Source organism: Amycolatopsis sp. NPDC102522 (genome assembly GCF_055584485.1).
This window is the reverse complement of record NZ_JBVJLY010000001.1, coordinates 204666-225697: the sequence shown is the minus strand read 5'-3', so window position 1 is coordinate 225697 and position 21032 is coordinate 204666. Positions and strand designations below refer to the sequence as shown.

At 68.0% G+C, this 21032-nt stretch carries 19 protein-coding genes and 1 pseudogene; 9 read left to right on the top strand and 11 right to left on the bottom strand.

Annotation, left to right across the window (positions count from 1 at the left end):
- Positions 1-53: 53 nt before the first annotated feature.
- Together ACZ6YV_RS01110 and ACZ6YV_RS01105 are read right to left on the bottom strand one after the other, a co-directional pair.
- Positions 54-1178, bottom strand: a complete 1125-nt coding sequence (locus tag ACZ6YV_RS01110) for an agmatinase family protein (RefSeq protein WP_465507729.1) — start codon at positions 1176-1178, stop codon at positions 54-56.
- Positions 1179-1221: 43 nt separating this feature from the next.
- Complete coding sequence (locus ACZ6YV_RS01105) at positions 1222-1452, bottom strand: hypothetical protein (RefSeq protein ID WP_378245954.1); 231 nt, start codon at positions 1450-1452, stop codon at positions 1222-1224.
- A gap of 183 nt (positions 1453-1635) precedes the next feature.
- Between ACZ6YV_RS01105 and ACZ6YV_RS01100 the strand changes: the two genes are divergently transcribed.
- From ACZ6YV_RS01100 to ACZ6YV_RS01070, 7 genes are all read left to right on the top strand, one after another.
- The gene (locus tag ACZ6YV_RS01100; RefSeq protein ID WP_465507728.1) at positions 1636-2646 is read left to right on the top strand and encodes an ATP-binding cassette domain-containing protein; all 1011 of its coding nucleotides are present in this window, start codon (positions 1636-1638) and stop codon (positions 2644-2646) included.
- Positions 2643-3449: an ABC transporter permease gene (locus ACZ6YV_RS01095; RefSeq protein WP_378245958.1), complete on the top strand. Its 807-nt coding sequence runs from the start codon at positions 2643-2645 to the stop codon at positions 3447-3449. Before ACZ6YV_RS01100 ends, ACZ6YV_RS01095 begins: the two co-directional genes overlap by 4 nt.
- A 304-nt stretch (positions 3450-3753) precedes the next feature.
- Positions 3754-5412: a flavin monoamine oxidase family protein gene (locus tag ACZ6YV_RS01090; RefSeq protein ID WP_465507727.1), complete on the top strand. Its 1659-nt coding sequence runs from the start codon at positions 3754-3756 to the stop codon at positions 5410-5412.
- Between the two features lie 91 nt (positions 5413-5503).
- The gene (locus tag ACZ6YV_RS01085; protein ID WP_465508498.1) at positions 5504-6670 is read left to right on the top strand and encodes a sensor histidine kinase; all 1167 of its coding nucleotides are present in this window, start codon (positions 5504-5506) and stop codon (positions 6668-6670) included.
- Between the two features lie 134 nt (positions 6671-6804).
- The gene (locus tag ACZ6YV_RS01080; RefSeq protein ID WP_378245962.1) at positions 6805-7443 is read left to right on the top strand and encodes a response regulator; all 639 of its coding nucleotides are present in this window, start codon (positions 6805-6807) and stop codon (positions 7441-7443) included.
- Between the two features lie 4 nt (positions 7444-7447).
- Complete coding sequence (locus ACZ6YV_RS01075; protein ID WP_465507726.1) at positions 7448-10408, top strand: ATP-binding protein; 2961 nt, start codon at positions 7448-7450, stop codon at positions 10406-10408.
- A gap of 240 nt (positions 10409-10648) precedes the next feature.
- Positions 10649-11398, top strand: a complete 750-nt coding sequence (locus tag ACZ6YV_RS01070; protein ID WP_465507725.1) for a thioesterase II family protein — start codon at positions 10649-10651, stop codon at positions 11396-11398.
- 290 nt (positions 11399-11688) lie between these two features.
- Here ACZ6YV_RS01070 and ACZ6YV_RS01065 read toward each other — a convergent pair whose 3' ends face one another.
- From ACZ6YV_RS01065 to ACZ6YV_RS01040, 6 genes and pseudogenes are all read right to left on the bottom strand, one after another.
- Positions 11689-12216, bottom strand: coding sequence for a hypothetical protein (locus ACZ6YV_RS01065; RefSeq protein ID WP_465507724.1), 528 nt, complete (start codon positions 12214-12216; stop codon positions 11689-11691).
- A complete protein-coding gene (locus ACZ6YV_RS01060) occupies positions 12213-13001 on the bottom strand; it encodes a hypothetical protein (RefSeq protein ID WP_465507723.1) in 789 nt (262 codons plus the stop codon). The genes ACZ6YV_RS01065 and ACZ6YV_RS01060 overlap by 4 nt, the downstream gene beginning before the upstream one ends.
- Before the next feature lie 82 nt (positions 13002-13083).
- The gene (locus ACZ6YV_RS01055) at positions 13084-14508 is read right to left on the bottom strand and encodes an AbfB domain-containing protein (RefSeq protein WP_465507722.1); all 1425 of its coding nucleotides are present in this window, start codon (positions 14506-14508) and stop codon (positions 13084-13086) included.
- A gap of 250 nt (positions 14509-14758) precedes the next feature.
- Entirely contained in the window at positions 14759-15175 is a 417-nt protein-coding gene (locus ACZ6YV_RS01050) for a YkvA family protein (RefSeq protein ID WP_465508497.1), read from the bottom strand.
- A 3-nt stretch (positions 15176-15178) separates the two neighbouring features.
- Positions 15179-15574 (bottom strand): annotated as a pseudogene (locus ACZ6YV_RS01045) (LLM class flavin-dependent oxidoreductase); the annotation flags it as partial.
- A 53-nt stretch (positions 15575-15627) separates the two neighbouring features.
- Positions 15628-16281, bottom strand: a complete 654-nt coding sequence (locus ACZ6YV_RS01040) for a hydrolase (protein WP_465507721.1) — start codon at positions 16279-16281, stop codon at positions 15628-15630.
- A gap of 281 nt (positions 16282-16562) precedes the next feature.
- On the opposite strand from ACZ6YV_RS01040, the gene ACZ6YV_RS01035 reads away from it, so the two are divergent.
- On the top strand, positions 16563-17027 hold the full coding sequence (locus ACZ6YV_RS01035) for a MarR family winged helix-turn-helix transcriptional regulator (RefSeq protein WP_465507720.1): 465 nt from the start codon (positions 16563-16565) through the stop codon (positions 17025-17027).
- A gap of 279 nt (positions 17028-17306) precedes the next feature.
- Here ACZ6YV_RS01035 and ACZ6YV_RS01030 read toward each other — a convergent pair whose 3' ends face one another.
- On the bottom strand, positions 17307-17726 hold the full coding sequence (locus ACZ6YV_RS01030) for a histone-like nucleoid-structuring protein Lsr2 (protein ID WP_465507719.1): 420 nt from the start codon (positions 17724-17726) through the stop codon (positions 17307-17309).
- Between the two features lie 255 nt (positions 17727-17981).
- Here ACZ6YV_RS01030 and ACZ6YV_RS01025 point away from each other — a divergent pair, with 255 nt between their 5' ends.
- Positions 17982-18377: an HPF/RaiA family ribosome-associated protein gene (locus ACZ6YV_RS01025; RefSeq protein WP_465507718.1), complete on the top strand. Its 396-nt coding sequence runs from the start codon at positions 17982-17984 to the stop codon at positions 18375-18377.
- A 169-nt stretch (positions 18378-18546) separates the two neighbouring features.
- Here ACZ6YV_RS01025 and ACZ6YV_RS01020 read toward each other — a convergent pair whose 3' ends face one another.
- Positions 18547-20130 (bottom strand): MFS transporter, encoded by a 1584-nt coding sequence (locus tag ACZ6YV_RS01020; protein ID WP_465507717.1) that lies wholly within the window; start codon positions 20128-20130, stop codon positions 18547-18549.
- Between the two features lie 302 nt (positions 20131-20432).
- Complete coding sequence (locus tag ACZ6YV_RS01015) at positions 20433-21005, bottom strand: hypothetical protein (protein ID WP_465507716.1); 573 nt, start codon at positions 21003-21005, stop codon at positions 20433-20435.
- Between the last annotated feature and the right edge of the window lie 27 nt (positions 21006-21032).

The window sequence follows — 21032 nt, the reverse complement described above, 5'->3', positions numbered from 1 at the left end:
GCAGGCCGTGCCGGACGTCCGACACGGCCTGCGCGTCCCCGGGGACCCGCTCGTCAGCCCTTGCGGGCGAAGGGGATCTCACCCGAGGCGACCGGGTGCAGATAGTTGCGGGAGCTGATGCCCGTCTTGCGCATGGCCAGCCCGCTGATCGACTCCAGGATCACCCGGCGGGCGAGCGTCGCGGTGAGGTAGCCCGGGTCGAGATGCGGGGCCACCTCCACCACGTCCAGCCCGGCCACCGGCATCTCGTGGCACAGCCTGCGGAAGGTGGTGAGGATTTCGCGGCTGGTCAGGCCGCCGGGCTCCGGGGTTCCGGTGCCCGGGGCGTACGCCGGGTCCACCACGTCGATGTCGAGCGAGACGTAGACGACGTCGGCGTGTTCGGTGGCCTCGTCGATCACCTTGTCCACCACGGCCGACAGGCCGATCCGCTCGATCTCGGCCATGAAGTGGGTGTGGATGCCCTGTTTGCGCATCCAGTTGAACAGCTGGTTGTCCGGTGACCCCGGTGTGCGGATACCGGCTTGCACGATGTTCCGCCCGGGGATGCCCAGCTCGTGGACCAGCCGCCAGATGGTGGTGGCGTGGGTCTTCGTGTGCCCGTAGATCTCTTCGTGGCAGTCGGGATGCGCGTCGAAGTGCACTACGGCCAGGTTTCCGTTGCCGTACTTTTCGGCCAGCGCGCGGACACTGGGCACCATGACCGAGTGGTCACCGCCCATGATCACCGGCACCGCGCCCGCCGCGACCACCTCGCCGACGACCTGGCCCACCGTGCGTTCGGTGTTCTCGATGCTCCACAGGTCCACCGCGGCATCCCCGTAGTCCACCACCGTCAGCTCGGTGAACGGTTTCACCCGCGTACTGGAGTTGACCAGCTCGGCGGTGTTGTTGAACAGGTACCGCTCGTCCGCCCGCAGCGCTCGCGGGCCGAACGCGGCACCGCGGTGTCCGGTGGAGGTGTCCACCGGGGCGCCGAGCACCGCCACGTCCACCTGCCCGGCCACCAGATCCTCCGGCGTCAGACAGACCGGCAGGCTCATGAACGTCGGTATGCCCACGTACGCGGGCTGATTGTCGTTGCGGTGCAGGCTGATCGGACCGGATTTGCGCGGCGGTGCCGAATCCGGATCGACCGGGTACGGCCAGCCACTGCCCGTTGTCGACGGCGAGTCCACTTCTTACCCCTCCCCGGGTATTCGAGCGCGCTGTCCGTGCGGGCTACCGGTCCTTGTTGCGGCGCAGGTACTTGTCCTTCTCCTTGAGCAGGTACTTACCACCGGCCATGATGCCGCCGACCACGATCAGCACGATGCTGATCGGGATCTCGAACCCGTTCAGCGCCTCGATGTGGTTGACCAAGAACCAGCTCTTGCCGCTGTCGGTCTGCAGGTTGTTGATCAGGCCGCCGATTCCCTGGACGACGAACAGGATTCCGATCAATTCGATCATCGTGTGCTCCTCGGTGCTGCCGTCGGCGCTCGGCCGGCGACGGTGAATTCCTTGTAGGAACCATAGAACGGCACGGCCTCGGGCAAATCCTTCGAGAGTACCGACAGGCTCATCACTTCGGAGGAGTTTCGCCGCTAGATCGGATCTGGCGGCCGGGACCGCCCGATCTCGCGCCTTCAGGGTATGACGGCGAGTACCGCGGAGAAGAACAGAACCCCAGGCGGAGGCCGGGACTGCCCGGCGATCGAAACCATCGGGCTGACGAAGACCTTCGGCGCCCACCGGGCGCTGGACGGGCTGGACCTGACGGTGCCACCCGGCATCGTCTACGGGGTGCTCGGGCCCAACGGCGCCGGCAAGACGACCGCGGTGAAGGTGCTGGCCACCCTGTCGCGTCCGGGCGGCGGCACGGCCCGTGTCTTCGGGCACGACGTGAGCGCCGAACCGGACGCCGTACGCGCCAGGATCAGCCTCACCGGCCAGTACGCGTCGGTGGACGACGTGCTCACCGGGGAGGAGAACCTGGTGATGCTGGCCAGGTTGCTCGGCCACGGCAAAGCGGCGGCACGGCGGCGCGCCGGGCGTCTGCTGGCGGCCTTCGGGCTCGACGAAGCCGCGGGCAGGCAGGTCAAGACCTATTCCGGCGGGATGCGCCGACGGCTCGACATCGCGGCCAGCATCATCCGCACCCCCGACCTCTTGGTGCTCGACGAGCCCACCACCGGGCTCGACCCGCGCAGCCGGGTCCAGGTCTGGGACATCGTCCGCACGATCGTCGGACAGGGCACGACGGTGCTGCTGACCACGCAGTACCTGGAGGAGGCCGACAGGCTGGCCTCGCGCATCGCTGTGATCGACCACGGGCGCGTGGTGGCCGAAGGCACGCCGGGGGAGCTCAAGGCCTCCGCCGGGGCCGGCACCGTCCACCTGCGACTGTGCGATCCCGCCGATCGCGACACCGCGGAGAGGGTGCTCGCGCGGGTGCTGTCCGCCCGCGTCGAGCACGACCCCGATCCGCTGGTCCTCAGCGCGCTGGTGGGTGTCGCGGGAGCGGAGAAACAGGCCTCCGCTGTCCTCGCCGAACTCGACGGCGCCGGGGTCCGGGTGGACAGTTTCACCCTGGGCAGGCCCAGCCTCGACCAGGTCTTCCTCGCGCTCACCGAGCGCACCGCGGGACAGGAGACGGGCGTATGACCGAGTCCACGCTGGTATCCGTGCTCGACGAAGGCGACGCACCGTCCCGGCCCAGCGCCTGGTCGGCTTCGCTCACCTTCGGCTGGCGGTCGATGCTCAAGCTCAAGCACATCCCCGAGCAGATCTTCGACGTGACCGCGTTCCCGGTGCTGATGACGCTGATGTTCACCTACCTGTTCGGCGGCGCGCTGGCCGGGTCCACCGCGGACTACCTGCAGTTCCTGCTGCCGGGGGTGCTGGTCACCAGCGTCGTGATGATCACCATGTACACCGGCACCGGGGTGAACGGCGACATCAAGGACGGGGTGTTCGACCGGATCAGGACCCTGCCGGTGTGGCGGCCCGCGGCGCTGGTCGGCGCCCTCCTCGGCGACGCCGTGCGGTATTCGGCGGCTTCGGTGACCATCCTGCTGCTGGGCCTGGTGATGGGGTTCCGCCCGGCGGGCGTGCTCGGGGTGCTCGCCGCGATCGCCCTGCTGCTGCTGTTCTCCTTCGCGTTTTCCTGGATCTGGACCATGTTCGGGCTCCTGCTGCGCTCGGAGAAGTCGGTGATGAGCGTGAGCATGGTGGTGGTCATGCCCGGCACGTTCCTGAGCAACGTTTACGTGGACCCGGCGACCATGCCGGGCGCGGTACGGGCCGTGGTGAACGCGAACCCGATCACCCACGTGGTCTCCGCCGTGCGCGGCCTGATGGCCGGTCAGTTCCCCGGCGGCTGGATTCTGTCCACAGTGGCCTTTTCCGCCGCCATCACCCTGGTTTTCGGCACGATCAGCATGCGGTTGTACAACCGCCGCGAATGACGCGGGGGCGGGCCCGGCGCCGTGCGTGAGGCGTCGGTTCAGGTGGTCGTGAGTGGCGATTCGGGTTCTATAAGTACGTGAAGGCCCCCTTCACTGCGCCTAGCGCAAGGAAGGGGGCCTTCACGTACTTAGGGGAGGCGTGACGCGGGGCGGGCCCCTATCCACCCCTGATCGTCCGGTGCGGGGGTGGCAGGGGTTGTTCGCCCGGAAGGCCCGGAAATACTGTCGGCGTTCGCGGGCCGAAGGGGCAGGAACGAACCGTCCCGCGAATTCCCAGTGAACTCCGTCGAGAGGTTGCCGACCGATGTCTCTGGCCACCCCTGACGTGCCGACCATGCTGGTCCCGGACTTCCCGTTCGGCTACGACGAATGGCTGCGCCACCCCGCCGGGCTGGGTTCGCTGCCGTCGCATCGCCACGGCACCCCGGTCGCGGTGATCGGCGGTGGCATGTCCGGCATCACCGCCGCGTACGAACTGATGCGCCTCGGCCTGCGTCCGCACGTCTACGAGGCCGAGCAACTCGGCGGCCGGATGCGTTCGGTGCCCTTTCCCGGCCACCCCGGGTATTTCGCGGAAATGGGCGCGATGCGGTTCCCGGTTTCGGCCGCGTCGCTGTTCCACTACATCGACAAGCTCGGGCTGTGCACCGCGCCGTTCCCGAACCCGCTCGCACCGACGACCCCCGCCACCTTGATCAACCTGCACGGCGGGCGCCAGTGGGCGGGCACCGCCGACGACCTGCCCGCCGAGTACCAGGAGGTCAGTGACGCCTGGGCGAAGGCACTGCAGGAACGTGCCGCGCTGGCGACCATGCAGGACGCGATCGCCCGGCGCGACGTGCCGGTGATCAAGGCGCTGTGGGACCGGTTGGTGCGGGAGTTCGACGACCTGTCGTTCTACGGATTCCTGGCCAGCACCCCGGCTTTCCAGTCGTTCCGGCACCGGGAGCTGTTCGGCCAGGTCGGTTTCGGGACCGGCGGCTGGGACACGGACTTCCCCAACTCCGTCATCGAGATCCTCCGGGTGGTCTACACCAAGGCCGACGAGGACCAGGTGAGCATTCTCGACGGCGCCCAGCAGGTGCCGCGCGGACTGTGGGCGCATCCCGCCGAGCGGCTCGCGCACTGGCCGGAAGGCACCTCGCTGGCGGGGCTGCACGACGGCGGCACCCCCTATCCCGCGGTGACCCGCCTCGCCCGCGACGGCGACGGCTTCCGGGTCGAAGACGCGACGGGTGCCGTACGGAAGTACCCGGCGGTGGTCTTCAGCCCGCACGTGTGGACGCTGCTCAACCGGATCGACACCGATCCCGGCCTGCTGCCCGACGAGCACTGGGTCGCCGTGGAGCGCACGCACTACATGGGCGCGTCCAAACTGTTCGTGCTGACCGACCGGCCGTTCTGGCGTGACCTCGACCCGGCGACCGGCCGGGAGACCATGGGCATGACGCTGACCGACCGGATGCCCCGCGGGGTCTACCTGTTCGACCGGGGGCCGGACGAGCCCGGGGTGATGTGCCTGTCCTACACCTGGAACGACGACTCGCTGAAGTTCGCGACGCTGTCCGCCGAAGAGCGGTTGGACCTGTTGCTGGGCAAACTCGCGGCGATCTACCCCGGAGTGGACATCCGCTCGCACATCGTCGGCCCGCCGCTGGCGATCACCTGGGAGACCGAACCGCGGTTCATGGGCGCGTTCAAATCCAACCTGCCCGGCCATTACCGGTATCAACGACGGCTGTTCACCCACTTCCGGCAACGGGATCTCGCGCCGGAGCACCGCGGGTTGTTCCTGTGCGGCGACGACATCTCCTGGACGGCGGGATTCGCCGAGGGCGCGGTCACCACGGCGCTCAACGCGGTGTGGGGAGTGCTGAACCACCTCGGCGGCCGGACCCCGCCCGGCAACCCCGGCCCCGGCGACGTCTTCGACCGGATCTCGCCCGTGGATCTGGGCCCGTGACCCAAATCCCGGGCCGGTGCCACCGCTCATCACTTAGGAGGATGTGTGGCGTATGAGCGTGTGCTCTCATGGTCTTGTGTCTTCGGTCGTCATGGCGGCTTTCCACCGTCTCCCCAGAAAACACCAGGATCGACTGATCGTCCTGGGGTACTTCTGTGGTGGCACGGTGTTGTACTGCACCGGTATCTACCCGGTGCTCGACCAGGGTTCCGCCCCGATCTGGCTGCGCATCGCGGTGCTGGCGCTGATGTGCGGATTCCAGCTGCTCCGCCGCCGCGCTCCGGTGATCGGCCTGGGCCTGGCCCTGATCCCGTTGAGCGGGGACGTCGCGATGGGCATGTCCGCGCCGATCCTGATCGCGCTGGGCGATCACCTTTACTGCGCGGTGCTCTACAGCTCGCCGCGGGTCGGGAGGGTGGTGACCACCCTCGCGGTACTGGGCACCTTGGTGGGCACGGTCGTGGCGCTGACACTGGTCCCGAACTGGCGGCTGGCCATCTTCGTGGTGGTCGCCTGCGCGCCGTTCATCGTGATTCCGGTGTGGTGGGCGGCGAACATCCGTCAGCACCGGGTCATGGCCGAGTCCGAACGGGCGGTTTCGGCGCAGCTGGCCAGGATCGCCGATCTGGACCGCAAGGCGGACGTGGTGGCCGAGCGGGCGCGGATGGCCAGGGATCTGCACGACGTGGTGGCCGGGCACCTGTCCGCCATCGCCATCCAGTCCGAGGCCGCACTGTCCATCAAGGACCCGGACAGTGCCCGCAAAGTACTCACCCTGGTCCGGGAGAACAGCGTCAGCGCGCTGACGGAGATGCGCTCCATCATCACGCTGCTGCGCGCGGACGGCAGCGGCGTCGACGAGAGCACCTCACCGCCCCGGCTCAAGGAACTGTCGAAACTGGTCGAATCGGCCAGGGCGGCGGGTATGCGGGTGGACGTCCACAACACGCTGAGCCACTCCGCCGTGCCCCTGCCCGCCGCGGTGGATCTGGCCGCGTACCGCATCGCGCAGGAGGCGCTGACCAACGCCATCAAGCACGCGCCGGGGGCGCGGGCCTCGGTGGCCATCCAGCACAGCGAGGGCACGCTCACTCTGGAGGTGAGCAACGAACTGGCCGGGGCGGCCCACCGCGGCAGCGGCGTCGGGCTGTTGAGCATGCGCGAGCGCGCGATCGCGATCGGCGGCTCGTTCAGTGCCGGCCCCGTGCCGCGCGGCTGGCTGGTCAGGGCCGTGCTGCCGGTGGGCGGCCTGGACTAGGCCACGTCCCGGGCCGTGTCCGGCGAAGCGAGTCCACGGTCGAGCGGATTCATCGGCCATGGGCTGGTGACAGTGGGTCGCCGGCTGGTAAATTTTCCCGATTCACAGGCGTTGTTCGCAGAAAAGGTGCACCGGTGACCATTCGTGTGCTCGTCGCAGACGACTACGGCGCCATCCGGGCCGGGCTCGCGATGATCCTCAACGACGCCGACGGCATCGAGGTGGTCGGCGAAGCGGCGGACGGCGCCGCGGCGATCGCCCAGGCCAAGGCGCTGAACCCTGACGTGGTGCTGATGGACCTGCGCATGCCGGGGATCGACGGCATCACAGCTACCCGGCGCATCGTCGAGGACGGGCTGGCCCAGGTCCTCGTCCTCACCACCTTCGACCTCGACGAGGACGTCTACAACGCGCTGCGCGCCGGTGCCGGCGGGTACCTGCTGAAGTCGGTCGACGCACCCAAGCTGGTGGATGCCGTGCGGGTGGTGGCCACCGGCGAGGGCGTGCTGTCGCCGACGATCGCCCGCAAGCTGATCTCGACCTTCGCGTCCATCGCGCCGCCGGTCCCGGCGCCCGCCGTGAACCTGGACGAGCTCACCGAGCGTGAGCGTGAGGTGTTCGACTGCCTCGGCGAGGGCCTGTCCAACGCGCAGATCGCCGGCCGCCTGTTCATCGCCGAGACCACGGTGAAGACGCACGTTTCGAAGGTGCTCGGCAAGCTGGGGCTCCGGTCGCGCGTGCAGGCGGCGATCGTCGCCCAAGAGCCCACCTGAAGTCATGAGCTCGAACCTGATCGGGCGTGCCGGGCCCGCCGGGCTGCTGCGCGCCGCGATCGCGAGCGACCGTGGCGCCCTGGTCCTGGTCACCGGCGAGGCGGGGATCGGCAAGACAGCGCTGCTCGCGGCTGCGGTCGCCGAAGCGGCGGAGTCCGGTGCCCTGGTGGCCGCCGTCTCCTGCTGGCGGCCGGGCCCGGCCGCCGGACACTGGCCGTGGGAGCGCGTACTTCAGGCACTGCCAGGCCCCCCGGCCGCTGTCGGAGACGATCCCGGTGTGCTGGTGAGCCGGATCGCCGCGTTCGCCCAGGACAGGCCGCTGCTGCTCGTGCTGGACGATCTTGAGCACGCCGGCCCCGACGCTCTGCGTGTCCTGGAGTTCGTCGCCCGGCACGTGGCCTTCGACAGGGTGGTCCTGCTGGCCGCCTGCCGCGACCCCGAGCCGGGCTCCGCGCTGGCACCGTTGTCCGCCAGGGCCACGCTCGTCCCGCTGAGCGGCCTGAGCAGGGCGGACGTGGGCGAGCTGATGACCCGGCTCACCGGCGAGCCGCCGGAAGACTGCCAGGTCGCCGCCCTGCACCGGCGGACTGGCGGCAATCCGGCCTTCGTCGAGCAGGCGATCCGGTTCCGGCAGAGCACCGGGTCCGCCACGGCGGTCGCCCCGGGGATCACGGAGACCGTGCGCGCCCGCCTGGCGAGCCTGCCGCCGCCAGTGGTCCGGACGCTGTCCGTGGCGGCGGTGCTCGGCCTGGAGTTCCAGGCCGACCTGCTGCCAGCGATGACCGGTGACCCAGCGCTTCGGATCGGGAGGCTGCTGGACACGGCGGTCGGGGCACGGCTGCTGGTGAGCGGCCAGGAGGGCCAGTTCTCCTTCGTGCACGGGGTCGTCCGGGAGACGCTGTGCGAACAGCTCGGTGAAGACGAGATCGGCAGGCTGCACCTGGCGGCGGTCGAGGCCTACACGCGGGTGCCCGGCTGGGCGGGCGGCAGGTTTTCCGGCGAACTGGCGCACCACGTCTACCACGCGGGAGCGCGGCTGGACCGGGCGCGCGCACTGCGGTACCTGCTCTCCGCCGCCCGTGATCCCGGCCGCAAGCTCGCGTCGGAGGAACGGGTGCGGCACTACCGGCGGGCACTCGAACTGGTCGACGATCAGCGCGTGCGGGTGAAGATCACGCTGGACCTCGCGCACGAACTCCAGCTGGCAGGCGAGCAGGGCCCGGCGTGGCCGGTGTTCCAGGAGGCCGCCACGCTGGCCAGGAAGCTGGACGATCCCGAGCTGATGGCCAGGGCCGCGCTCACGTTGTACCGCGGCCCCGGCGCGGACGAGGCACTGCTCGCGGAGGCGCACGGCAGGTTGTTCGGTGATCTTCCCGGGCAGCCGGCGGCCGCGGTGCTGGCGAACGGGATCGCCGAACGGATCACCGGTCTGGCCCGGCGGGAGGGTGACGACGAGGCACTCGGGTTCGGGCTTTCGGCGCAGCACGACCTCCTGTGGGGGCCGGGCACGGCGCTCGAACGGGAACGGCTGGCCGAAGAGCTGACGGTGACCGCCCGCCGGACCGCCGACGCCGAAATGGAGCAGTACGCGACCGACCTGCGCTGGGTGGCGCTGCTGGAGCTCGGAGACCCTCGCTACGCGGACTATCTCGACAGGTTCGTGGCACTGGCCGCGAGCGTCGGCGGGCCGGAGGCAGGCGCGGTGGCACTGGCCGACCGCAGCATCGCCGCCGCCCTCGCCGGCCACTTCGCCGAGGCCGAGGAACTGCTCGACGAGGTGAGCGGCCGGCACACCGCGTTCATGGTTCACCACCTGCGCTGGGCACTGTTGCTGCAGCAGGGCCGGTTCGGCGAGCTCGCGCGGCTGCACGGATCCCTCGGCAGGCGGGACTACCCGTTCCCTCAGCTGATCGAAGCCATCACGGCGGTCGAGGCCGGGGACCACGACTCCGCGCTGCGTTTCCTCGACGAAGTGCCCGCGGGACCCGAGCCGTTCCCGCGCATGGTGATGCCGTTGTGGCTGCGATTCCTGGCGCAGGTCGCGGCCGCGACGAGGGACCCCGAGCTGTGCGCAAGGGCGCGAGCCGGGCTCCGGCCGTTCCACGAGCTGTGGCTGGTTTCGTTGCACGGCGGCGATGTCAGCGGGCCCGTGGCACTGTGGCTGGCCGCGCTGGACGCCGCGGGTGGCGACTGGGACGCCGCGATCGCCGGGTTCGGGGTGGCTCGCCGACAGGCGGACCTGCTCTCCGCGGTGCCCTGGTCCCTCGAAGCCAGGGCAGGGTTGGCGAACGCCCTGATGGCGAGGAGGGCGGAAGGCGATCTCGACGCCGGTCTGACCCTGCTGGACGAGGTCGAAGAAGAAGCGGACCGGATCGGGATGCGCGGCCTCGCCGAGCGCCCCCGGCGGATCCGCGCGGCAGGCCACCGGCCGGACGCGGAGTTCCGCCACACCGGCGAGGTCTGGCAGCTGGGTTACGCGGGTCGCACCATTCATATGCCCGCCACCAAGGGGTTACGAGACCTGCACACCCTGCTCGGCGCACCCGGGACTGCTGTGCCTGCCACGGTTCTGCTTTCCGGTGGCGCGGTGCCGGGGCTGCTGCTCGGCGCGGACGAGATCCTCGACGAGACAGCCAAGTCGAGGTACAAAGCCCGCCTGGCCGAACTCGACGCGCTCATCGACCAGGCGACCGAACTGGGGGATGTCCTCCGCGCGGCCGAAGCCGACAGGGAACGCGACGCGTTGCTGAGCCAATTGCGCGCGGCCGCCGGACTCTCCGGCCGATCCCGGCGGCTGGGTGACGAAGCCGAACGCGCCCGCAAGACCGTCACCGCCCGTATCCGCGACACACTCCGCAAACTCGACGACCGCCATCCCGCGCTGGCCACGCACCTGCGTGAAACCGTCACCACCGGCTCGACCTGCACCTACCAGGCCGACCCCGCTGTCCGCTGGCTCCGGTGACGTGAATTCGCGAGCCGGCCGCAGGAATCACAGAATCGCGCGAAGCCTTTTCGTCAAGGTGCATTCTTCGTCTGTTTGTTCGAACTCATTCAGAGCCTTGGACGAGATCCGGCTGGAACAAAGGATTCCTGTGGTACGGTGCGAAAGGAGCTCGATGCCGAGCCACTGGGGAAACTGGGGAAGTAACCGATAATCGTGGCAGCGCGGCGCGCTGCCCGTCTGCCGTGGAGTGGGCCACCTATGTCTGTCAAGGAAAACGACACCGGCTTGTGGGTCCGCCGGTTCCACCCGTGGGACTCCGCACCCGCGCGCGTCATTTGCCTCCCGCACGCGGGCGGCTCGGCGAGCTACTTCATGCCGGTGTCGAAAGCGCTGGCGGGCAAAGCGGAAGTGCTCGCGATCCAGTACCCCGGACGGCAGGACCGCCGTCAGGAAAAGGGCCTCACCAGCGTTCCCGTCCTCGCCGACGCGGTCGTCGCCGCACTCGGCCCCTGGCTCGACCGCCCGTTCGTCCTTTTCGGACACTCGATGGGGGCCAGCGTGGGTTTCGAGGTGGCCCGTCGTCTGGAGGCCGCGGGCACCGTTCCGGTGGCGTTGTTCCCGTCCGGCCGGGTGGCCCCGAGCCGGGCCCGGGACGAGCGCGTCCACCTGCAGGGCGACGACGCGCTGATCCGCGCGGTGAAGGAGCTCAACGGCACCGATTCGCAGATCTTCGACGACGAAGAGCTGCTGCGAATGGTCCTTCCTGCCCTGCGCAGCGACTACACCGCCGCCGAAACGTATCGCTGGGAACCGGGACCGCCGCTGGCGACGCCAGTGCACGCGCACGTCGGCGACCGTGACCCGAAGGTCACCGTGGACGAGGCCCGCGACTGGGAAAAGCACACCACGGGCGGGTTTTCGCTCACCGTGCACTCCGGCGGGCACTTCTACCTCGACCAGCACGCGGCGAAGGTCATTCAGGCGATCGCGGACGTCCTTCCGGTGTAGCCTTCTTGGTCCTTTGTGGACTTAGCGTTCTTTCTCTGTAAGGTCGGGGCTGTTTCGCAACTTTCGCACGGCTTTGTGGAGGGTGTCTTCGGCACCTGCCGGATTCTGGCTGCGGTGTACGTGAAGGACCCCTTCACTGCGCTCGGCGCAATGAAGGGGTCTTTCACGTACTTCAAGCGGAGCAAGGGCCCGGAACCGACCCCTTTCGGCAAACGCACAGATGCGAACCGAACCTTCAGTCGCCAGAAAGTGTCCCTTGTGGACGGCCAAGACCAGCACCGGTCCATCAGTCACCGAAGATCAGGTAGCAGTCCGGAGCCCTTCGGGTAGCAGCCTTCTTCAAGCAGGAAAAGGTACTTCCGGAGATCTTCGTCAAGCCCCGCCGCGATGTAACCGGCGAAGTCCCTCAACCCCTGGGCAGCTTCCCGCTCGTCAGATCTCTCACTGGTCGCCCACTCGGGCAGAAGAGAATCCAGATACTCGACAACCCGGCCACGGTCTCGCCACCACTCCCGCACGGACTCGACTGTCCATCGGCTGTCACCGTCGCAGGCATAACCGCGATACGGATCTTGCTGTGCCGCCGCCAGCAGGTTCAGGACCTCGGCCGGGGTCGCAGGCTGGCGATAGACGTACTCGCCGAAGTACTCGCCGCCGTAAAGCACATGACGCGGTGCGTGCAGCCGGCCGGTCCAGCAGTTGTCGGCAATGCCGGTGTAGAAGGGGCCAGGAACGTTCAGCCACAACCGCTCCTCCCAACGCCCCCCGAATGACCCCTCAGGCTCACCTTCTGGAAGCACCGCCAACAGGGCCGTCACCGGAACCAGCGCCGCCGCTTCGACGGGTTTTCCGCGGGGTCGGCCGGCTCCAGTCCCAACCTTCCGGTCAGGAAGAAGGTCCCGGTCACGATGTTGCCGAGCTCGGGTGACTTGTCGAGGTCGGCGGTCGCGATGGCGACGTCGAGTTCGATCGCGGCGATGGTGCGGACGCGGATCCGATGGAATGCCATGCCGGTAACGGTGTTCACGGGGTTCTCGACCTTGATGACTTCGCCTGCGAACAGCGCGCGGGCGGAAGGGGTCCAGCCGGGCGTGGGGTCCGCGGGCTGGAAAAGTCCGGAGGGGATGAAGTGGTCGGCGGCGAATTTCGGGCCGTCGTCGTCCTGGGAGGCATAGTAAGTGTCGGCGTCGGCGTGCACGGTGACGTCTTCGGCCAGAGCGGCCAGCTCCAGGGATCCGGTCTCGAGGTGCCCACCGGAGTGGGCGAGGACAGCTCGGTCTTCCAGCTCCACCGCGATGGGACAGACCAGCTCCCGCTCGACGCTGTCGAGGAGGTCGAGCCTCGCGGTCTCGTCGTCGACGAGGCGAACGTCGCCTACCGGTATCGCGGGCGCCGTGCCGGCTAGACACGGCAGGAGAAACTCGATCTTGCCCTTGCGGACCTGCGCGACCAGCCGTGCGCCGGAAGGATCAGTCCAGACATGCTCGCTGACCTTCGGAGTGATCTGCCGGGCGGTGCCCTCGCTGATCAGGGAGACCACGAGTTGCCCGAACTCGTCCTCGCTGGTGACGCCGATTCCGATCGGCTCGAAGTGGCTGGACACGATCAATCCTCCTGCTCCATTTGTCCACCGGAGATTACTTGTCGGCCGATACAAGGTCATCCGGGTTTACGTGGCAGAGCGGTCAGGGCGCCCAGGCGGGAGCGAGGTGCCAGGTGACGTCCGCGTCGTAGTTCTCCGGCGTGTGAATCGTGTCGGGAGGGCCGGAGCTCGCGATCCATACTTCGGCGTAGTAGTGGCGGATGAGGTGGTCCGGGATGTTGCACGCCGCCAGCGACACGTTCCCGGTTTCATGCCTGCCGGGTTGGGCGCGGAATGTGGCGTCGGCGTCGAACAGGGCGGTGCCGTCGCGAAAGTCGAGGCGAAGGCGAAAGTGGGCGTGGCGCAGGTATGCCCCGGGATAGTTGCGGGACTCGAAGGAGTAGCCGCTGTCGTCTGCCAGGCCGCGCCGGATGATGAAGGTGGCGTCCTCCTTGAGGAGCCTTTCGCTGTCCGGCTCGACAACCTCGGTGCAGGCGAGGCTGTTCCGGTGCCGGAGGTAGCGGTTTTCGAAGCCGGGCGTGACCACCTGGAACGACCGTGCCTGCCCGATCGGGAGGTCGACGTCATCGGGGTCGAACGGTGAGCCGATCCGGGTCGGGGCGAGGTGCCTTTTCGGTGCCCCGTCCAGCAGCCGGGTGACCTCGGCGCGTTGTGCCTTGATCAGGTTGAGCACGGATACGGGCCAGGGCTGCAGAGCTGGGGCTGTATGGCCGATCAGCTTCAGCAGATCGTCCGGCGTCGGCCGTTCCGCGGGATCGGTGGCGAAACACGGCTGGACGATCCGGAGTACTGGCGACGGGATCGCGCTGAGGTCGGCCTCGCCGTTGATCACGTTGGCCAGCGCTTGCTGGGATGAAGTACCGGCGAAGGGGCTCCGGCCGCTGCACGCCGCGGCGATCACGGCGCCGAGGGAGAACACGTCGCTGGCTGGTGTCAGTTCACGGCCGTCGGCTTGTTCGGGGGACATGTACTCAGGCGTGCCGATGAGCCAGCCGGTGCGAGTGAGACCACCGCCCGCGGGTTCGAGCGTGCGGACGATGCCGAAGTCGATCACGCGGGGGCCGTCGGCGGCCAGCAATACGTTGGAGGGCTTCAGATCCCGGTGTATCAGGCCGGCGCCGTGGATCTCCGTCAGCGCGGTGGCCAGCCCGGCGGCCAGGCGCAGTGCTGCTTCCGGTGGCAGGAGCCCGGCGGTGTCGACAGCGTCCTGGAGTGTCGGGCCGGGGGTGAACACCGAGGCCAGCCACGGGGTGGTCGCTTCCGGGTCGGCGTCGACCACGGCGGCGGTGTAGGCGCCTGAGACCTTCCGGGAAGCCGTGACCTCTAGGCGGAACCGAGCACGGAATCCTTCGTCGTGGGTCAGGGGCGTGAGTACCTGTTTGAGCGCGACCAACCGCCCGTCGGGGCCGCTCGCCAACAGCACCCGCCCCATGGCACCCCGGCCCAGTTCCGCCAGCAGCCGGTACCGCCCGACCTCGCGCGCGTCGGAGTCGGCCAGCGGCCTCACGACGGACCTGGCCCAGCGTGCCGAGGTACTACTGACACCGCACGGAAGCGGAAGCCGCTGGTTTCCATGATTCCCTTTCGCAGACGGAGGGAGACCGGTTCCCTCTGCGGCTGAGCATGGGCGCTGGGCAGCGTAGTCGGGAACGACGCTGCCCAGCCGGGTACCCACCCAGCCCAAGGGAATCTCGGGCGTGGAGATCATGGCATCCAGCACCGACAATTCCGGCGAGAGAGCGTCGCACCATGCTCGCTCAACTCGTCGAGGCGCGGATCCCGGTCAGCCGGGCCAAAGTGCCGAAACCATCGTCCGTGCCTGGCCAGTGCGCACGGACGGTGTCGATCCCGACGTGGCGGACGACGCCGCGCAGGACGGCGGTGACGATGATGGCGTCGTCGGCGTAGCCGAGCACCGGGATGACGTCGGGGATGAGGTCGATCGGCAGCGCCAGGTAAACCAGCTGGAGCGCGAGCCGGATCCGCACACCCTTGCCGAGGGTCTTGTCTTGAGCGAGGCGCCGGATGAGCCGCAGTACGTCGGGCAGGAGTCGCAACGCTTCTCGCAGCAGGCCACCGCGCGGCCGGACGAGGACCAGCGTGACGATGAGCGCGAGCCAGGTCAGCACGAGCGCACCGGCCACGCTGATGAGCAGGTCCCACCAGAGCGGCAGGCCGTGGCGGGCGGTGCGGATGATCGACTGCGGTGAACCGCCGACGCCGACCCAGGTGGTCAGGCGTCCGAAGTCGGTCTTGGGGTACACGTCGGCGTGTTCGAGCGGAGCGCGCACGGTGCCGGTCCACGTGAGCGGCTTCTCGTCGAGGAGCCGGACGAACAGTTCGAGCTTCTCCTCGAAGAGCACCTCGTAGTCGGCGAGGTCGTAGCCGAACAGGGGGAACGACTCGGTGAACGAGCCGCGCCCGAGGATCACCTCGGCGCGGCCCGACGAGATCGCGTCGAGGGTGGCGAAGCGCTGGAAGACGCGCACGGGGTCGTCGGAGCTGAGCACGGTGACGCCGGAGCCGAGGCGGATGTCACCGAAGGTTTCGAGGCCGAGCACGAGGTCACTCATCGGGTTGCTCCTGGATGTTCATCGCACTCGAGACAGGTCAGCAAGACGTGCCGCTATGCGTGAGTGCCGACGGGCGTGTCGAGCAGCTGCGTCTCCCAGGCGAAGGCGATCCCGGTGCCGCCTTGGTGCTGTGCGGCGACCTCGACGAGCGCCGGGATGGTCGCTTCGCGAGCCCAGTCACGCTGCAGCTCACCCTGGACGGCGACCCAGGTCATCGGCACGACGCCCGCCTGGATCATGCGTCGTACGGCCATGTCATGCGCTTCGGCCGACACTCCGCCGGAGGCGTCTGTCACGACGTAGACGGCGTAGTCGTCGTCGAGGGCCTGAATCGCCGGCATGGCCACGCAGATCTCCGTCCAGAGACCCGCGATGATCAGTTTCTTGCGCCCGGTCGCCCTGACGGCGTCCACCACGCGGCTGTCCTGCCAGGTGTTGATGAGCGTCCGGTTGATCGGCTTCTGGTCGGGGAAGACGTCCTGCAGTCCCTGGATCAGGTTGCCGCCGCGTTCTTCCATGACCGTGGTCAGGATCGTGGGGATGCCGAACGCCTTGGCGGTCTTCGCGAGCCCGACGGCGTTGTTGACGACCATCGTCGGTTCGTGGCTGTTGAGGTTGGCGAACTGGAACGGCTGGTGGTCGATCAGCAGGAGGACACTTTCCTCCGGAGTCAGCAACGCATCGAGCCCGATCTTCTTGGCGCTCATGGCAAATCCCTTGTATCGCGTGTGGGTGTCGACCGAATCGACAGCGGGCCACGGCACCGACCGGCACGACGTTCATCGCGACGGTGGCTTCCCTGTGGCAGGACCGGGTGATGCGGGGCAGCACCGGTTTTTGTTGACGTGTCTACATCTACTGGAATTTCGATGACGCGTCAACATCGCTGATAGGCTCCGCATGGCCGGAGGTTCATCGGCAAGCCGTCTGCGAGGAAGGGGGAGGGGAAAGCGGGCCGCGTAGCGGTACCCGACGCCCCTGATCAGCAATGGGTGAGACGCGCTGGCTCGACGAGCGGGAGGCGCGCGCGTGGCGCGGGATGATCAACGTGATGCCGCAGCTGACCGCGGTGCTGGACCGACAACTGCTCCAGGACGCGGGGCTGTCCGCGGCGGAGTACACCCTTATGGTGCCGCTGTCGGAGGCCCCGGACGGAGTGCTGCGGGCGCGTGACCTCGGCCGGATGGTCTGCTGGGAGCGCAGCCGGATCTCTCACCAGGTCATCCGGATGGAGAAGCGCGGCCTCGTCGTCCGCGAGGAGTGCAGCGAGGACGCGCGCGGGTCGATGGTCCGGCTCACCGACGCGGGCCGGACGGCCATCGTCGCCGCCGCGCCCGCACACGTCGCCGCCGTCCGGCAGTACTTCATCGGCGCGCTCACCGAGGCCGAGCTCGACGTCATCGGCCCCGCGCTCGAAAGGGTCCTCGACAGGCTCCCCGACGACGACGGATGACGTCGCCTCCTCGCCGACAAACTCTCACCTGGGCAGGCAGCGAGCCGAGTCCCGAAGTGGTCGTCCAGCAGGAAGGTGCTTCGGCGCTATCGATATGGCCGCGTCGGTGTCGGGCCGCAACCCTCTCGGGGATCAGCAGGTCAAAAACGCGACGCGGGCGGCCTCCCGACGTCGGGAGGCCGCCCGCGTCGGCGCATGTCGCGCGAAGCCGTCAACGGTGGCTTTCACTACTTCGTGCAGGCGTCCAGCCGAATTCGGGCCGGAAGCGCGATCTGAGGGCTAGGACTTCTTCCGGGGCGCGCGCTTGCGTTTGGCGGGCGCCTCTTCGGCGGCAGGTTCGGCGGCGGCCGAGTCGGCGTTGTCGAACGCTTCGTAGATGTCGTTCGGGATGCGGCCGCGTTCGGCGATGGCATAGCCGTTCGCGGACGCCCAGGCACGGACCTGCTGGTTGCGCTCGCGGTCGGTGGGCTTCGCCGCGGTACCGGTCACTGTGGACTGTCCGGTTGCGACCTTCACCTTGCGTCCGCCGGTCCGCCTGCTCGCGTCGATGAAGCGCTCGAGCTCGTCGCGCAGGGCGCCGGCGTTGTCGTCGGAGAGGTCGATCTCGTAGGTGACGCCGTCGAGTGCGAAGGGCACGGTCTGGGTGGCTTCGCCACCGTCGATGTCGTCGACGATCTGGACGGATACCTTTTGTGCCATCGATGGTGCCTTTCGCTAGGTCATGCTCACCGCGTCGGGTTGGCGCAGTGTCAATGAGTCTAGGCGTGCGGGTCGCCGGTGATGATCGTGGCCTCGATGTGGTGCGGGTTCACGCCGGGATGTGGACGGTCCTCTTGAGTGGATCCGTGCCCTGGCGAGCTCCGCTTGCGGAAACGTTGCGCGCGCTGAATCCTCGAGTTTGAGTTGGTCCCTCTCGTGGTATTGAGGGACATCATTGCTGTCTTCCTGCGGAGGGTGCTCGTGCAGATCCAAGTCAACACCGACCACAACATTCACGGTGGCGAACGACTGGTCGCCTTTGTGACGACAGACCTGGAGAACACCCTGTCCAGGTTCGGCGGATGGTTGACCCGGGTGGAGGTGCACCTCAGCGACAACGGGGGTGCCAAGTCGGAAGACAGGAAGTGCGTGATCGAAGCGCGTCCCGGGGGTAAGCAGCCGGTCGCGGTCACCCACCACGCCGCGACCGTGGACGAGGCATATGCCGGGGCGGCGCACAAGTTGCGGGGAGTACTGGATTCCCAGTACTCCCGCGCCCACGATCACAAGGGCAGCGAAAGCATCCGCCACATGCCAGGTCCGGATACCCCGGATCAGGTCGGCGTGATCGAGAGCGAATCGCAGGGCTGATCAAGGCTGTACCCGGAACGGCCGAAGTTCTCGATGTCGAGAACTTCGGCCGATCCCGGTTGGTCTTCCGCCGTCGCTGGAGGCGTAAACGGCTGATTGCCGGGCGGTGCGTCCGTTTCCCGGCGCACCGCCCGGCCGGTAGCCGCAGCGGCTGGGGCCCCGACTGCCTTTATGACACCTGGACGGCCCTGGTCTCGGAGTCACGGGCCTCTTCGTGGTCCGGCTCCGGTGTCGAACCCTTCTTCTTTCCGGCAGCAGGCAAAGTGAACAGCAGTACAGCTGCTCCGAGGAGTGCGATGACCGCGATCCAGCCCGCGCCGACGTGCATGGCATGGACAAACGCATTGTCGGCAGCCTGAGCGAGAGCGGGCCGGTGGACAGCGGCGGCGACGTGGCGGGCCTGTTCGGCGGAGAGTCGTGCCTGATCCTGCACCGGACCGGGCACACCCTCCAGTGAAGGTTCGATCGCGCGCCGGTACATGATCGACATGATCGTGCCGCCCACCGCGATTCCGATCACGCTGCCGGTTTGCCGCACGGTGTTGGTGACGGCCGATCCCGCGCCTGCCTGCTCCAGCGGCAGGTTGCCGATCAACGCGGCCGTGACGGGGCCGATCACCATCCCGATCGAAAGACCCTGTATCAGCAACAGGATCTCGATCCAGACGAGTGGGGTCTGCAGTCCGAGGAACCCGTACCCGCCCATGGTCAGCGCGGCCACGGTCAGTGCCGGCACGGTGACGAGCCTGAGCGACAGGCGCCGAACCAAGCGCGAGGCAAGGGGTGCCCCGGCGAGCGCGCCGAGCGCTGTCGGGATATTGGCCAAACCCGCCTTCATCGGCGAAAACCCGAGCGCGCCTTGCAGGTAGAACGCGTTGTAGAAGGTGATGGCGGCCACGGAGAAGAGTAGCAATCCGAGCGCCACATTGCCGCCACCGAAGGTCCGTTGCGCGAGCAGTCGCGGATCAAAGCTGGGCACCTTGACGCGCAGTTCGACGAGTACGAAGACGGCCAGCAAGACCAGGCCGACAACGATCGGCGCCCAGACGTCGGTCCGGCTCCACGTGGCCACCTGGCCCGCCCGGATCAGCCCGTAGGCCAACGCCGCGAGCCCGCTGATCGACAGCAGCATTCCAGCAGGGTCCAGCGGCCGCCGGGTGGGGCTGCGGAAATTCGGGACCAGGATGGCGAGCCCGATCAGTGCCGATACCGAGACCGGGACATTGATCAGAAAGACCGAGCCCCACTGGAAATGGTCGAGCAGGAATCCCGCCAGCACCGGGCCGGCGGCCATTCCGACACCGGCCGACGTCGAGAATATGCCGATCGCGGCAGCCCGCGCGGGGCCGGTGAAGGTCCACATGAGGATGGCCAACATGGCGGGCGTGATCAGCGCGCTGCCCACCCCCATCACGGCTCGGGCCGCGATCAGCTGGCCCGCATCGCTCGCGTATGCAGCCCATAGCGAGGACCCGGCGAAGATCACCAACCCGCTGGAAAACACAGTCCGGTGACCGAACCGATCGCCCAACGCGCCCGCGGTGAACATCAATGTGGCGAAGGTCAGGGTGTACGAACCGGTCGCCCACTGCAGCTCGCCGGGATCGGCCCCCAGGCCGCGGACCGGGTCCGCGAGGGTTTCCAGCGTGGCACTCAGGACGGTGTTGTCCAACCAGATCAGCAGCGAACACAACATGAGAACGGCGAGAATCAACTGCTGCCTGAACTTCGGCAGCGTCGGAGGCGTGGCCATGAACACCTTTGGATAGCGGTCGGCGGGAACTCGAATGACCATAAGAAGAGTCCGCGGCACTGTCAAGCATTAAGGTTTATTTTCGATACTGTTGCGACCGCGCGAATTATATGCCCTCTGTCAGATTTGCATACTGAATAGTTTTATGCCCTCTGACGATTTTCGCTTTGCGATTTCATGGCTTCCGGAGGGTTGCGACGGAGCGGATTTCATGCCCTCGGCCAAGACGGATGGGCACGATCGCTGCCCCGACGACGGGCAGCGATCGACCTCGTGGCACGCCGGCGCAACGGCTGACCACGTCACCAGCCGGTGAACCTCGGCCATGCGTGGTTGCAGGTGACGTAGCCCAGTTCGGTCGCACGCCGGATCGCGCTGTCGTCGTAGATCTTGAACTTCTCGTAGGACGCGCGGGCGTCGTCCCACTTTCCGAGCTTGAGCTTCCCGGTCATGTCCGACCACCACCAGTTCGCGTCCGAGTAGTCCGCCCACACCTTCTCGGTTTCGTCGCCGAAAGAAGTACTGAAAGGATCATTCGGCTTACCGGTCTTCTTCCATCGCGAAATCATGTCGGTCCGCAGCACGCCGATCGCGGCGGGCCATACGGCGGGGCGCGCTGTCGAATACGTCCCGGCGGTGCCGACTTTCCTTGTCGCGGCGTAGCAGGCTTTGTCGGCCGCGTGGATGTAGTCCCACTTGCCCGCGTCGGGATCCACCGAGGGCGGGTTCGAGCCTGGCGTGGCCACCGGCGTGGCGCTCCTGCTGGGCGGGAGCGGTTTGCCGAGGTCGCTGGCGCCTTTCAGGCCGAAGAATGCCAAGATGCCCAGGATGCCGGAGACCAGACCGATTGCCTTGATCACAACGCCTTTTGACATGGTCTGAGCTTAGGAATCGCCGATGAT

Excerpts from the sequence above, each read along its gene's own strand:
- ACZ6YV_RS01105 (WP_378245954.1), bottom strand. The coding sequence starts at position 1,452 with ATGATCGAATTGATCGGAATCCTGTTCGTCGTCCAGGGAATCGGCGGC.
- ACZ6YV_RS01100 (WP_465507728.1), top strand. The coding sequence starts at position 1,636 with ATGACGGCGAGTACCGCGGAGAAGAACAGAACCCCAGGCGGAGGCCGG.
- ACZ6YV_RS01095 (WP_378245958.1), top strand. The coding sequence starts at position 2,643 with ATGACCGAGTCCACGCTGGTATCCGTGCTCGACGAAGGCGACGCACCG.
- ACZ6YV_RS01015 (WP_465507716.1), bottom strand. The coding sequence starts at position 21,005 with ATGTCAAAAGGCGTTGTGATCAAGGCAATCGGTCTGGTCTCCGGCATC.
- ACZ6YV_RS01075 (WP_465507726.1), top strand. The coding sequence starts at position 7,448 with ATGAGCTCGAACCTGATCGGGCGTGCCGGGCCCGCCGGGCTGCTGCGC.
- ACZ6YV_RS01030 (WP_465507719.1), bottom strand. The coding sequence starts at position 17,726 with ATGGCACAAAAGGTATCCGTCCAGATCGTCGACGACATCGACGGTGGC.
- ACZ6YV_RS01070 (WP_465507725.1), top strand. The coding sequence starts at position 10,649 with ATGTCTGTCAAGGAAAACGACACCGGCTTGTGGGTCCGCCGGTTCCAC.
- ACZ6YV_RS01085 (WP_465508498.1), top strand. The coding sequence starts at position 5,504 with ATGGCGGCTTTCCACCGTCTCCCCAGAAAACACCAGGATCGACTGATC.
- ACZ6YV_RS01090 (WP_465507727.1), top strand. The coding sequence starts at position 3,754 with ATGTCTCTGGCCACCCCTGACGTGCCGACCATGCTGGTCCCGGACTTC.
- ACZ6YV_RS01035 (WP_465507720.1), top strand. The coding sequence starts at position 16,563 with ATGGGTGAGACGCGCTGGCTCGACGAGCGGGAGGCGCGCGCGTGGCGC.
- ACZ6YV_RS01020 (WP_465507717.1), bottom strand. The coding sequence starts at position 20,130 with ATGGCCACGCCTCCGACGCTGCCGAAGTTCAGGCAGCAGTTGATTCTC.
- ACZ6YV_RS01040 (WP_465507721.1), bottom strand. The coding sequence starts at position 16,281 with ATGAGCGCCAAGAAGATCGGGCTCGATGCGTTGCTGACTCCGGAGGAA.